General features: G+C 42.0%; 9 protein-coding genes and 1 pseudogene. 2 read left to right on the forward strand and 8 right to left on the reverse strand.

Going from position 1 to position 14,030, the window contains the following annotated elements; all coding sequences use genetic code 11:
* Positions 1–13: 13 nt before the first annotated feature.
* The 3 genes from ACYTXL_RS04615 to ACYTXL_RS04625 all read right to left on the reverse strand — a co-directional run bounded on the left by ACYTXL_RS04615 (position 14) and on the right by ACYTXL_RS04625 (position 2,302).
* Complete coding sequence (locus ACYTXL_RS04615; protein WP_461923709.1) at positions 14–772, reverse strand: undecaprenyl-phosphate galactose phosphotransferase family protein; 759 nt, start codon at positions 770–772, stop codon at positions 14–16.
* A gap of 112 nt (positions 773–884) precedes the next feature.
* Positions 885–2,027 carry a glycosyltransferase gene (locus ACYTXL_RS04620; protein ID WP_461923688.1) on the reverse strand — a complete coding sequence of 381 codons (1,143 nt, stop codon included), beginning with the start codon at positions 2,025–2,027 and terminating at the stop codon, positions 885–887.
* A 95-nt stretch (positions 2,028–2,122) separates the two neighbouring features.
* Entirely contained in the window at positions 2,123–2,302 is a 180-nt protein-coding gene (locus ACYTXL_RS04625; RefSeq protein ID WP_461923689.1) for a hypothetical protein, read from the reverse strand.
* A gap of 184 nt (positions 2,303–2,486) precedes the next feature.
* On the opposite strand from ACYTXL_RS04625, the gene ACYTXL_RS04630 reads away from it, so the two are divergent.
* The gene (locus ACYTXL_RS04630; protein WP_461923690.1) at positions 2,487–3,425 is read left to right on the forward strand and encodes an NAD-dependent epimerase/dehydratase family protein; all 939 of its coding nucleotides are present in this window, start codon (positions 2,487–2,489) and stop codon (positions 3,423–3,425) included.
* A gap of 43 nt (positions 3,426–3,468) precedes the next feature.
* Here the strand turns inward: ACYTXL_RS04630 and ACYTXL_RS04635 are convergent, their stop codons facing one another.
* On the reverse strand, positions 3,469–4,194 hold the full coding sequence (locus ACYTXL_RS04635) for a Uma2 family endonuclease (protein ID WP_461923691.1): 726 nt from the start codon (positions 4,192–4,194) through the stop codon (positions 3,469–3,471).
* 77 nt (positions 4,195–4,271) lie between these two features.
* Here ACYTXL_RS04635 and ACYTXL_RS04640 point away from each other — a divergent pair.
* Positions 4,272–4,439: pseudogene (locus ACYTXL_RS04640) on the forward strand (NAD-dependent epimerase/dehydratase family protein); the annotation flags it as partial.
* A gap of 183 nt (positions 4,440–4,622) precedes the next feature.
* On the opposite strand, the gene ACYTXL_RS04645 reads toward ACYTXL_RS04640, so the two are convergent.
* The 4 genes from ACYTXL_RS04645 to ACYTXL_RS04660 all read right to left on the reverse strand — a co-directional run bounded on the left by ACYTXL_RS04645 (position 4,623) and on the right by ACYTXL_RS04660 (position 13,944).
* Positions 4,623–6,395: an ABC transporter ATP-binding protein gene (locus tag ACYTXL_RS04645; protein ID WP_461923692.1), complete on the reverse strand. Its 1,773-nt coding sequence runs from the start codon at positions 6,393–6,395 to the stop codon at positions 4,623–4,625.
* A 50-nt stretch (positions 6,396–6,445) separates the two neighbouring features.
* Complete coding sequence (locus ACYTXL_RS04650) at positions 6,446–8,143, reverse strand: ABC transporter ATP-binding protein (protein WP_461923710.1); 1,698 nt, start codon at positions 8,141–8,143, stop codon at positions 6,446–6,448.
* Positions 8,144–8,507: 364 nt separating this feature from the next.
* Positions 8,508–10,715, reverse strand: coding sequence for a DEAD/DEAH box helicase (locus ACYTXL_RS04655; protein ID WP_461923693.1), 2,208 nt, complete (start codon positions 10,713–10,715; stop codon positions 8,508–8,510).
* Between the two features lie 475 nt (positions 10,716–11,190).
* Positions 11,191–13,944: an HD family phosphohydrolase gene (locus ACYTXL_RS04660; RefSeq protein WP_461923711.1), complete on the reverse strand. Its 2,754-nt coding sequence runs from the start codon at positions 13,942–13,944 to the stop codon at positions 11,191–11,193.
* Positions 13,945–14,030 lie beyond the last annotated feature (86 nt).

Consider the following 14,030-nt stretch of genomic DNA (forward strand, 5'->3'; position numbering starts at 1 on the left):
CCTAAGTAGTTACTCAGTATGCCCCGTTATTTTTGGGCAGAATGACCACATCAACAGTTTTCAAGATGATCCATAAATCAAGCCAGAAATTCCTAAATTTCACATAATGCAGGTCTATTTGGACTCGCCGAGGGTAGGGAATATCATTACGCCCAGACACCTGCCACAATCCAGTAATTCCTGGACGGATTGTTAAAATCTCATCAATGTGACAACCGTATTTTGGCAGTTCTTCTGCTACTAAGGGTCGGGGGCCGACTACACTCATGTCCCCTTTTAAAACGTTCCAGAACTGGGGAAATTCGTCTAAGCTAGTAATTCGCAAAAATCGACCAATTTTGGTAATCCGGGGGTCTTGTTTCAGCTTAAAACTGCTCTCAAATTCTTGTCGCAACTGGGGAGATGTTTCCATCATTTGCACCAAGATTTCGTCTGCATTGCTCACCATTGTTCGGAATTTAATACAATAAAACGCTTTGTAATTTTTCCCTACCCGTTCGTGGACATAAAAAATTGGACCATCTGAGCTCAAAGCAATCAGCAAGGCCAAGATTAAGTAGACGGGGAAGAACAAAATTAACACCGACAGCGAAAACACTATATCGAACAGTCGCTTGGCAAACTCTCCGTTTAAACCCTGAAAAGATAAACCTTTGGGTTTAACTTTTGGCGTCTTTGTTTTTTGACCGCGTTTTAAGAAAGTCCGCGTAGACCTTCTAGTGTCTTGCCGTACGCCTCGCTTGCCGGAGAGGAGTGAGCTCTGGGCAGTCATCATACTCCTTAATAATCCACACCACACATAGTCCCAATATTAAAGCCAAAATGAGGTGCTTCTGGGGGGAAATTGCCAAAAGCCTAAAAAAATCAGAGATTAACCAAGACCATCATTCCAAAAACGGTCTTTTTTCGTTGCATTTGTTTACAAAATCGAGAAAACGATCTGCAAAGATTTGCGGTGAAAACTGGGCGGCGTGCGATCGCATATACTCAGAACTGAAAGAACCCTCATACACTTCAAATTTTTCTACTGCCTCCACTAAAGCCGCCTCTGTTTGCGTCCTGAAAAATATACCTGTCCCTGTATCCACACAAGAACGGATATCTCGTACTGTTTCTAAAGCACCTCCTGCACCATAAGCAATCACTGGCGTGCCACAAGCCTGTGCCTCCACTAGGGCAATACCAAAATCTTCACAAGCTGCATACACAAACGCCTTAGCCCTAGACATATATTTTTTTACCACATTATCGGGTTGCCATCCCAGTATTTCGATATTGGAGTTTGCCATCTCGCGGATTTTTTCCATTTCATCTCCTGTACCAATGACTACTAATGGTCGTTTTAGTTGATTAAAAGCGTTGACAATCAACGATACTTGCTTATAACTCACTAACCGGGAAACTATCAGATAAAACTCCTCTTTCTCAGACATAAACGGAAATTCCGCAATATTCACTGGTGGGTAAATGACTGTTGCTTCTCGCCGATAGCAACGCCAAATCCGCCGAGCTGTATACTGCGAGTTGGCAATGAAGTAATCAACGCGATTGGCACTCAATACATCCCACTGGCGCAAATTATGTAATAAATATCGCGTTGCCCACCCAGGTAAACCACTACCCAGTTTGCTGTGGCGCAGATAATCAAAGGTTAAGTCCCAGGCATAGCGCATCGGGCTGTGGCAGTAGCAAATATGCATCTGTTCGGAAGTGGTAAGGATTCCTTTGGCAACAGCGTGGGATGATGACAGAATTACGTCATAATGGCGCAAATCCAGTTGTTCAATTGCCAACGGCCACAAAGGCAAATATTTTTGTACGCCGTTGCGGGCATAGGGAAAGTGCTGGAGAAACGTCTTGCCAATCTGACGCTTGTATAAATAACTTTCTCTATTGCTGGATTCAAAATCGATTAGAGCATATAAATCAGCATCAATATGATTCAAAATTTCTCGGACAACGAGTTCTGAACCACCGGTGGCTTTGGGCGTCAGCCACTCATGGACTAGAGCATATTTCAAGGGCACAGCTAACTTGAATAAATGGAAAATACAAAGGCCAACTTGATGACGTTAATTAGAAAAGTTTCTCCTTGTGATTAATTAACGGGAAGCGCCCCAGATTAGCACATAAGACGCAATCTTTCTCTCAGAGGTTCCAGATGGATGCTGCAACCTGATAACCTCAGATTGGGGCATTGGGCACTTGTACTGACTTGTACTGAGCGGCGTCGTTGGCGCAGCCTCTCATAGAGAAGTAGCGTTCGCGTAGCGTCTCGTAGAGAAGTCGTTGGCGTGGTCACTGAGCCTTGCCGTTCGCGCAGCGTCTCGTAGAGAAGTGCAGCCTAAGAAGAGAAGTATTGGGCATTCGTTATTTTCTCCTTGTCCCCCTTGTCTCCCTCATCCCCCCCACTCCCATTCGGCTACGCTCACGGCAAGCCTACTCCCAAGTCCTTTGACGACAACTGATATAGAAAAGGTGAATTTATGCGAATTCTAATTATGGGTGGTACTCGGTTCATTGGTGTCTATTTGACTCAACTACTAGTGGAACAAGGACATGAGGTGGTACTGTTCAATCGTGGGAATCGGCCAGCACCTCCTTTACAGGGAGTAGGACAAATTATAGGCGATCGCACGGATGCTACCCAAATAAAAGCAAAATTATCACCAGAAAACTTTGATGTCATTTTTGACAATAATGGGCGGGAACTGACTGATACTCAACCACTGGCAGAGATTTTTCAAGATCGAGTGCAACATTTTGTGTATATGAGTTCTGCGGGGGTGTATCTCAAATCTGACCAATTACCCCACATAGAAGGTGATCTAGTAGATCCCAAAAGTCGCCACAAGGGTAAACATGAAACAGAAGCTTATCTGACTCAATTGGGATTGCCCTTTACCTCTATTCGTCCTACTTATATTTACGGCCCTCGTAATTATAATGAGTTGGAAGGCTGGTTTTTTGACAGAATTGTGCGCGATCGCCCGATTCCCATCCCTGGAAATGGCTTGCATATCACCCAGCTAGGTCATGTAAAAGACTTAGCAAAAGCTTTGACTCAGGTTTTGGGCAATAAACAAGCCATAGGACAGATTTATAATATATCTGGCGATCGCTTTGTCACTTTTGATGGTTTAGCCCGTGCTAGTGCTGTAGCTGCTGGTAAATCACCCGATGCTGTAAAAATCGTCCATTACGACCCGAAAAAGTTTGATTTCGGCAAGCGCAAAGCTTTTCCGATGCGAGTGCAGCATTTCTTCGCTTCGGTGAATAAAGCGCAAACAGAATTAAACTGGCATCCTGAATATGATTTAATTTCTGGGTTACAAGACTCTCTGGAAAATGATTATTTGGCGAATGCAAAAGACAAAGCCGAAGTAGATTTCTCTGTAGATGAGGAGATTTTACAAGCTGTTTAACAACAAGATTACCGACTTCTTAAAGAAGTCGGTAATCTGAGCCTTATATTTCATCTGGATTGATACCTAATTCGCGCAATTTTGCTGCTAATTTATCAGCCCTTTGTTTTTCTTGTTCTAGCTGTGTAGAAATCCAATTTCCTCTTTCATCGTACCAACGTAACCACGAACGATCAATACCTTGGTAAGCGCCTTGCCAAAGTCCCAAACCTAATTGTATTCCTGGCATCCACACTCTAGAAGTAGTTACATCTATTTCGTGATAACTATCTGCAACTAGTTGAAATGCTTGGAGCTTATCAGTGTAGCGGTCAAAAAGAATATAATAGGGAACTCTTAAAATTCGTTCATAAACTTCCCATTTGGTCGGTGGTTGGTTAACTTCTCTGAGAGTTTGTCCCAAGTCTTCTTTTTCTGTCCCTGGAGACAAAAGTTCTACCATTACAAAAGGCGCAACCCCTTCTTGCCAAATCACATAACTTAAACGTAAATCTCGCTGTTCATAAAGGCGGGAAACTCCAACCACTGCAAACCAATCTGGGCGTTTGTACCACAGTGGATGGTGGAGGTCATAATAGATATTTAAGTCAGAGGCAACCAATACCTGATCTGCTAGATATGTGGGAGGAGAGAAGGTATCGCCTAAAAGTCGGGGTTGCAAAATGTGAAATTCGTCAGGCAAGCCAGAGTCCTCCGGGTATTCACTGGGAAGATCATACATCGTAGGTAGGACTTCTTTGGGGGAGAGAGGCGGGTCTGTTTGGTACATAAGAGGAATCTTGACCGACTAACTTTAAGTTAACGGATCAGGGCAAAGGTTTGGTCAAAGTCAAAAGAAAGAATCTTTTCTTTGACCAAATTGTGCGCGATCGCCCGATTCCTATCCCCAGAAATGGCTTGCATATCACCTAGCTAGGTCATGTAAAAGACTTGGCGGTTGCTATAACTCAGGTTTTAGATAATAAACAGGCTATAGGACAGATTTATAATATATCTGGCGATCGCTTTGTCACTTTATGTCCCTGGCTTACCTCACCCTCAATCCCTCTCCGATATATTGGAGAGGGAAGCTCGAGACAGGATGAAGTTTTCCATTTTATTTAATCTAGGTTCCTAAGCAAGACTTAAAACGTAGCCGGAAAATTTTATTATTTGGTTGAATTACAAAAGTTTTCGATTTACTGAGTTTTGGGAAAACTAAACAAATGTCCCAAATTGTAGACCATACAAATTGGCGTATACACCCTGTTTAGCAATCAACTCTGCATGGGTTCCACGCTCAACAATTTTACCTTGCTCAACTACCAGTACTTGGTCGGCGTTAATCACCGTGCTAAGGCGGTGAGCAATGACAAAGCTGGTGCGATCCTTAAACAGCCGAGCAAGTGCTTCCTGAACTAGGGCTTCGGTACGAGTATCAATGCTGCTGGTGGCTTCATCCAAAATCAAAATTCGAGGGTTAATTAAGACTGCTCGCGCAATACTAATTAGTTGTTGTTGTCCTTGACTCAGGCTAGTTCCCTGCTCTCCCAAACGAGTTGCATACCCTTGGGGTAAATTAGTGATAAACTCGTGAACATTGGCAATTTGTGCTGCTTGTTCAATCTCTGCTTGGGTGGCATCTTTTCGACCAAAGGCGATATTTTCGGCGACTGTGCCACTTAACAATATCGTATCTTGTAAAACTATCCCAATCTGACGCCTTAAACTTGCTTGTGTAACACGTCGGATATCAATATTGTCAACAGTAATCATACCACCCAAGACATCGTAGAAGCGCAAAATTAAGTTGATAATTGTGCTTTTACCTGCTCCAGTTGCACCCACTAAGGCAATCATTTGTCCTGGTTTGGCATGAAAATTAGCGCCCTTAAGAGCCAACTGGTTATAAGCATAGCCAAATGTCACATCCTCAAACTTGACTTCACCCTGAATTGCTGGCATTTCTATTGCATCAGGCGCATTTTGCAGCAATGCAGGTTCATCCAATAGGAGAAAAATTCGTTCTAATCCTGCGATCGCTGATTGGGCTTGGGTGTAAAATTGACTAAGAATTTGAATCGGCTGAAAAAATTGCTGAACGTAAATTAGGAATGAAGTTACAGTTCCTACTGTTGCCTCACCTTTTACTGTCAGATACCCCCCATAAACTAGCACCCCTGCTGTTCCTACGGTGTTAAGAAAATCTATTGAGGGTAAAAAGGCAGAGGTAATTGCTACAGCTTGTACATTCGCATCCCGATTCGCAGCATTGAGAGTATCAAATTGCTGCATATTATATTGGATGCGATTAAATGCTTGTGCTTCCCGAACAATGTTAATATCTTCCTCGAACCTCGCTGAAAGTTGACCGATAGTTTGTCGCGTTACCCGAAATCTTGTTTTTGCCCATGAAGCAAACAACCCTGTGGCAAAAATCATCAAGGGTACAACTAAGTTGCTCATCAATCCCAATTGCAGGTTGAGCAAAAGCATGGCGACGATAATCCCAATTAAGCTAAATACAGTGCCAATAATTTGGGCGATCGCCATTCCAAATGTCTGCTCTACAGTACTGACATCATTCAACAAACGACTCATTAAGTCACCCGATTGGCTACGATCAAAAAAGCCCAAGGGTAAGCTTTGAATTTTTGTGAAAATATCACGACGTAATTGACTCAAAAGATGCTGCATAATCCAGCCAATCTGCCTAATTTGACTTCTGATAATCAAACTACCAGTAACATAGACAACTGCTAGCAGAATTAACATCTGCATTAAACCTCGCCAGTTTCCACGTATAATCAAATTGTCAATTGACCAACCGACAAGAAATGGACCTGTGGCTTGACACACAGCACCAGCAATTACCAATCCCATAGTCATCAAAATATTTTGGCGATAAGGGAGAAAGTATTGCAGAAATCGTTGCAGTGTTTGGTAAGAAGGCAAAGTATCTTTTGATCTAAAAATATTTTTGTTAATCACTTTAAATTCAAGGTTTATAATAAAATGAGAACTCCATAAACCCGATTTATTTAAGAAACCGAGTTTATTTGTTTAACTTGTGATTCTAAAATAGAACCGTACAAGGGACTCCGCAGCATCAACTCTTCATGGGTTCCCTGAGCAACTAGTTCTCCTCCATCAATCAAAAGAATCCGGTCAGCATTCTTGACTGTACTGATACGTTGAGCAATCGCAAATACTGTACAAGTTCGACTCTTCATTAATTTATCAAGAGAGGCGTAAATTTGTCTTGCGGTTTTAGCATCGACCGCAGATGTGCTATCATCTAAAACTAAAATTCGATAATCAGTCAGAAACGTGCGAGCGATCGCTATCCGTTGTTTTTGCCCTCCTGATAAACCTACCCCGCGTTCTCCCACAATTGTTTCATAGCCATCTGGCAAACTGATAATAAATTCGTGAATATGGGCAATTCTAGCGGCTTCCATCACTAGCTCTAAGGGAGCACTGGGTATGGCATAGGTAATATTATCGCGGATGCTACCTGAAAATAGCCTCGTTTCTTGGAAAATCATCCCAATATGCGTGCGTAAACTATGAAGTGTAAAATCACGTACATCATTACCGTCGATGCGAATTGCTCCCTCTGTCACATCATAAAAGCGGGGAATCAGGTTGACAAGGGTGCTTTTTCCTGAGCCTGTTCTCCCTAAAATTGCAATTAGTTCGTTAGGTTTGGTTTCAAAGGAAACGCCTTTAAGGGCATAATTAGTCGCCCCAGGATAGCGAAAAGACACATCCTCAAAGGTAATTCTGATACTGCTGGTGTGAAAAGGAATCGCATGAGGGCGATCGCGAATTTCCTCTTCAGTATCAATTACCTCATATACTCGTTTAGCCGAAGCCGCCGCCTGTGCAATTCCTGCCGAAGCGAAGCCCAACTGGAGAATTGGTTGGAGAACCACAGCTAAATAGGAATTAAAAGCTACTAATTCACCAACCGAGAATTGTTTCCCAATGACAATGCTACCACCATAACCAAGCACCCCTAACGTTACTAAATTGTTTAACAAAAATATAAAGGGGAAAACATTAGAAATTGCCCAAATTGCTTTCAGGTTAGCAGTGATTACTTCCTGATCTCTGTAAATATAACGTTCAATTTCAGCATCTTCTCGAACAAAAGCTTTGATTAAACGAACGCCAATCAGGTTCTCTTTCAAAACTGCATTCAGTTCTCCCAATAGCTGTTGTACCCGACCAAATAGCATTCCAGCTTTCGAGAAAAACCGGATCAACAAAAACGCGGCGATGGGTACAGCAGTTAGTGTAATTAATGCCAATTGCCAATTCATTACTAGCAAAATTACAGTAATTGTAACTAAAGTCAAGATGGAACTGATGACCTGAAGTAAAGTAGTACCAATGAAGGTGCGTATTTGTTCAATATCTCTGGTAATCCGCGTCAATAGTTGTGAAGTTGGGGCGCGATCGTGATAGCTGAAACTGAGGTTTTGAATTTTGTGGAAAACCTGATTTCGCAATCTGTAGGCGACTCCTTGAGCAACTGCTTCTGCCCAAAAACCCTGTCCAAAATTGGATACTCCTCTAGCGATCGCCACACAAATTAACAAACTGCCTGCTTGAAAAACAACATCTAAGTCTTTTTTAGCAATACCTTGGTCAATTCCCCACCGGAAAAGTTGTGGAGTCAAAGCATTGGCAGCAATCAGGAGTAACAAACTCAGCAAAGCACCTATACCCATCCAGCGATACCCGTTCAGATACCCTAAAGCGCGTTTGAGTGATTGGATTTGTGAAGGAGAAGTGACATCTTGTTTAAGCAACGTTGTACCTCGTTTCTTTAGTAATTAAATTCTCTAAACCGGAAAATCTCATCTGCTGCTTGTTGATATCCACTTATTCCAATACTGCGTAGGTTTTGCCTAAAAAATAAAAATGTGTAGATTGGATTGAGGAACTAAACCCAACCTACGAATATTCTTAACCAAGCAGTATTGCCACCTATAGCAGTTTTCATTTGAATGCAATACACTTTCACCTATCTCCTTTTAGGAGAAAGGCTTTGAATCTTACTCCCCAACGCTAGTAGGGAAGGGGCTGTTCTTGTTAGGTCTGTATTTCACTCAACCCAGAAGCGTTATATTCTCTCCACAGTGCTACTTGCTGTTTGAGTTCTCTTATATCTAAATAATCGCTAGCAAAAGCTTTCCGTAAAAGTGGATGAGGAATAAATTTATCATACTTTTGAATTTCTGGTGCTTCTGAAGTACTAACTAAATCTTCTGGGGTAATTCTTTGCTCACACAAGGAAGCAATTTCATGATAAAGATATTTAAATTTATCCTTGCCTAATTTAATTGTTAAATAATAGGGATTTACTCCGCTAATATTTGTAATTTCCAACGATTCTCGACAGTAGGAGTTGAGTAATCTTTCTAAGGTGCGATAAGCAACCGTACCCATCCAGGGAAAAATACAGCATTTACCTTTTTCCAATTGCAAGATATTATGTTTATCTAATCCAACTTGCTGCGCCAATTGGCGAACTTTACGTAAACGTTCCAAGGCATTTTTTTGCAAATAGCTGTACTCGACATTCTCAAATAAAACTTGCCGCATTCGTTGCAAAACTTTGGTATGAATAGTACCACCACTACCACGCCAATAAATACTAGCTTTACCCTCGGCTTGTTTAACAAAAATAGCCTTCTTTTTAAAGTCAACTTCTACGACTTCCCAACTTCTTCCAGCTAAAGCAAATTGATTACCAACAGCAGGCGGCGTGACGATACTACCAATTTCCGTTGCACCTTGCTTAACAATATATTCTTGCTGTTCAGCAAAGACAGCATAAAACTGAAATTTTCTAACAATATTTTCTCCTACCAAACCCAGGATTAATTTACCTTGTTCAGTATGTTGAATATGACCAATATCAATTAAATAGCGTAGCAATAGTTGGAAATCCTCTTTATAAATAGCAGCAAAGGGCGGCAGACTAAAAATTTGTTTAGCTAGGGCATTAGGTGAAATTTGCCCCATTGCTGTTATGATACTCATTGTTTGGTGATAAAGCAAACTTAAAGGATATTTAATTAGTCTGATTGGTTCAATCCATTGCTCCTCTAAATAAAGTTGAATGATAGCGATACACTGCAAAAGTTGCCAGGGCATTTGCTCTGGTAGAGAAGCTTCTGGTAATGGTTTATCTTCGGCACAGATAAAGCGCATATCGGCAGCTTCACCTCTTCGCCCACTACGTCCCAATCGCTGTAAAAAGCTAGCTACAGATAAGGGTGATTCTAATTGAATAACTCGCTCTAAATGACCGATATCTATGCCTAATTCTAACGTCAGAGTAGCGGCGGTGACAGCTGGATTGTTGGGTTCACGCATCGCATTTTCAGCGGCTTGCCGCAAGCTAGCAGATATACTGCCATGATGCACATGATATATATCTGGTAGTCCTTGTTTTGTGGCAATTTGTCGCAAAGATGCTATTACAGATTCGGTACGCGTCCGATTATTTGCAAATATCAGGCATTTGCGAGATTTGCTGAGGTTAAAAATATATTGTTCATCAGCTGTCGCCTCTGATTCATCTACTTCATCAGTAATATAAAAATGTTCTACAGCTAGTTTTATTTGGCGTTTTATCCCGTCAATTGGCGGTGTAATCACTAGCTTGTCTGTTCCAGAACGCAACCACTCTTCAGCTATTGAGTAATCACCAAGAGTTGCTGATAAACCAATACGGCGCGGTTGTTTTTGCGTCAACTTTGCTAAACGTTGTAATTGGCAAATAATTTGACAGCCGCGTTCTGAACCCATAAAGGCGTGAATTTCATCAATAATCACAAATCTTAAATCACCAAATAAGCGAAGTAGGTCGTTATTTTTGTTGATTAATAAACTTTCTAGAGATTCTGGTGTAATTTGTAAAATGCCTTGAGGATTCTTTAAAAGCTTGTTTTTTCGACTTTGAGAAACATCACCGTGCCAGTGCCAAACGGGAATATCTGCTTCTTTGAGTAAGTCGTTGAGGCGCTCAAATTGATCATTAATTAAAGCTTTGATGGGACTAATATATAATGCCCCGATAGTTGCAGCCGGGTTAATATGTAATAGAGTTAAAACTGGTAGAAAGGCTGCTTCTGTTTTACCCGCAGCAGTTGCAGCAGTAACTAGCAAGTGAGCATCGGTGTCAAATATAACTTCACAAGCGGCAATTTGAACTGGTCGTAATTCAGTCCACTGGTGATGATAAATATATTCTTGGATGAAGGGTGCAAGTCTGCTAAAAGCATCGCTCATGTTTTTTATGAATAATTAGTTATACCAATTCTGTATGAAGATGCGCTAAACCATATTTAAGTATAAGAAAGAAAAACGAACCGCATACTCCTGCGTCCAACCAAGCTACGCGCACCGTCTCCTTGGCGCAGCCTCTCGTAGAGAAGAGTTGGACAGATGAAAGCGATCGCTAAATTAATATAGAACTAGTATTTGATTTTTGAAATGGACGTAGTAGACCCTCTAGGCTAAAATAGTGCATTAGACGTAGGTTGGGTGGAGCGGAGCGCAACCCAACTGATTATCAGGATGTTGGCTTTGGCAAAGCCTCCACCCAACCTACAATTTTCTTGCTACATTCTAGCCATCTGTTGTGTTTTTCGTCTGGTAAACGAATAGTTAAAGTAGCCATTTTTGTTTAACTCCTAAAGTATGTGAATCAGGATAAAATGCCTATTTTGGGCTAAATCTTTAGGTTTGGTTTTTAGCGATCGCATTACAAATTACGCACAGCACTACTAGCCTTCAACTTCGGATAAGCAATGCGTTTGTGATGAAATTGCTGCCAAACATCCACAAATATCTGAGCAATTTGTGACATTTCTTCTCGTGTTAATCCTGAATCTACGAGTTGATTGTCTTGCCATTTGGCACGCAAGATATTATTCAGCATTGCTAAAGCTTGTTCAGTCGAGACATCTTTAAGCGATTGCTTCTTTTCCAAAGGTTTAGCCGATGCTTCGAGCGATCGCAGCGCCGCTTCACAAGAATCTGCTAACATCACAATTCCGGTTTCCCGTGATTGGGGAATTGGTCCATCGTAACGAAAGTCTGCGTCGTCTACTGTTAAACTTGGATCTGACTGAGCCATTTGCTGGGCTTGGTGATGGAAATAGGCAATCAGCATTGTTCCCTGGTGCTCTGGAATAAAAGCTTGAATCGCCGTCGGTAAAAGGTGTTTACGTGCCATCACTACCCCTTCCGTTACGTGCCTTTTGATAATTTCTGCACTCTTCCAAGGGTCTTTAATCTCTGTATCATGTTTATTCGGCCTCCCCATTTGATTTTCAATAAAGCCAAGGGGGTCGTGCATTTTGCCAATATCATGATATAATGTCCCAGCCCTAACTAGCTCAACATTGCATCCCAGTTCTTTAGCAGCAGCTTCGGCAAGGGTAGCCACAAACAGCGTATGTTGAAAAGTTCCGGGAGTTTCAGTAGCGAGTCGTTTTAATAAAGGGCGGTTAGGGTTTGCCAACTCTGCGAGGCGGATTGGAGTGACTAAATCAAAAAGTTTTTCTAGATAAGGACTCAAGCCCAAGGCGACAACACTCCAGCCTAAACCGGATAAAGCAAATAACGCGGCTTCTCGGAGGACGATATACCAGCCCTGACTAAATGCTTGACCAATTAAGATTTTAACAACCAGATAAATGCCGCCCTGAGTTAAAGCGATCGCAATACCCAATAATGCTAATTCTTCACGCGATCGCAATCTCTGTGCAATGTAACTACCTAATATTGCTCCGCCTGCACCAGCTAAAAGCGCCGCCTTGCTCATCTCCAAGCTAATTGCTAATATCGCTGACAGCAGTCCGACAACTGTCAACCCCAAAGTCGGTCCGTAGAAGCTTCCCAACAATAAACCAAGGGCGCTCCAGGTGGTATAAGGCAATCCCATCGTGATCACTGCTGGCACACTCAGAGTCAGCAATAATACTAATAGGCGATCGCGTTGTCGCAATTCGTAATTGATATGTCGTTCTACCCAGACAAAAATCCCAATGGCGATCGCAATAAAGCTTCCTAACTTCACTAACTCCTGCCATTTTACCTGACGGCGAATCAGGTGATAATACTCCAGCACCTCAAAGTTCCACGCACTAATCTGCTCTCCTTTTTTGATAATCACCTCACCATACCGAACCTTCACCATTACGGGTGTCACTCCAGCAGCAGCCTTTTGAGCGTTTTGTCTCGTTTGTTCTTCATCTTTTTGCAGATTCGGTTTAAGTACAGTTAACAACAGGTTTTTTGCCAAAGTTTCAGAAGATTCTGGTACAAAGGTCTGCAATTGTAAACTCACCGCATCTTGTAAGATATTTTTTGGCAGTCCCTGTGGGATGCCTTGGGTGAGAATCAGCTCTGAAGTCTGATGGATTCCCATTTTTGTTTTTTCCCACTCCTCATCTAACAAATCCAAAAGCAGGGATTCCTCGTATATTGCTTTTGAGCTAACAGTCTCTAACTGTAAAAGTTTGGCAGTGGCTTGCATGTATCTTGGGCGTACTTGAGAAACTTGGGCAATTAGTAAGGATAAGTTTTTCTCAGAAGTTGTGACACGGTAAGATTCTAGTTCTGCTACTGCTTGAATAAAGTCACTGTTTTGAGAAAAATCAACTGGCTCTGTCTTCTGTGGCTTTACCTGCGAACTCTGGAAATCAGATTTTTGTGGTGTTGTGCGTGGCTGGCGTTGCTGATTGGGTGCAGCTATAGATGATGAACCGGATGAAGCGGCGGTTTGTTCTGTTCCTTTCTTCTGCTGATTTTTAGTATTTTCTATAGCTACTAGCAGTGCTTGCCATTCCGAGTCAACACAAGAGCGGAGGTAACGCTGGGTAGAGATGGACAAAACTACAGGATCAAAAAAAGGAAAAGCTCCAGCAACGGCGCGAATTTTGTTACCATCATCCAGAAGTTGTTGCAAATTTTCGTTGATTTGTTCGTTTGTTGCCGCATCAATCATCAACATTTGTAAAGAGCTATTACTGACGGCTTGGCGCTCGGCTGCGGTTTTTTTCTGATCTTCGATGCTAGCTGTGTAAGGCGCTGTAATTGTCTGGGGCGCGGGATGTCCTACTTGGAGTTGAGTCTGGTTGTATAATTTATACCCAATAACGCCTGTCAGAGACACGATAGCGATCGCCAAAATTACCGAGTAACGCTGTTTATGTGCCCAATCTAAACCGACTACATAAATACTACTCTTAGTTTTGACCGATTTTGCTTTTGATTTAAGCGCTCTTTCTTGTTTTCGGCGATGCCGACGGCAGGCTACACCGGAGCTTTTGTCATTGGTTTTTGATAAAAATAGAAGTACATTCTTGAACATAGTCCTTAGAAGTTCGCTTCTATGGCTTTTGCATTTGGGACTTCTGATTAACTTTCCCTTACGGCGTAGTGCTTTGTACTGTCGCCGCCAGTGAGTCAATTGCTGGGTAAAGAACTGCAAAAATTGCTGCATTTTTATTATCTCTGCCTGCAATTGCCGACTTTGATAGCTCCAAAAAAGACAATCATCAGGGAAGTTTGATCTGCGGCGGCTAATTAAGAATT

This window comes from Nostoc sp. (genome assembly GCF_054880495.1).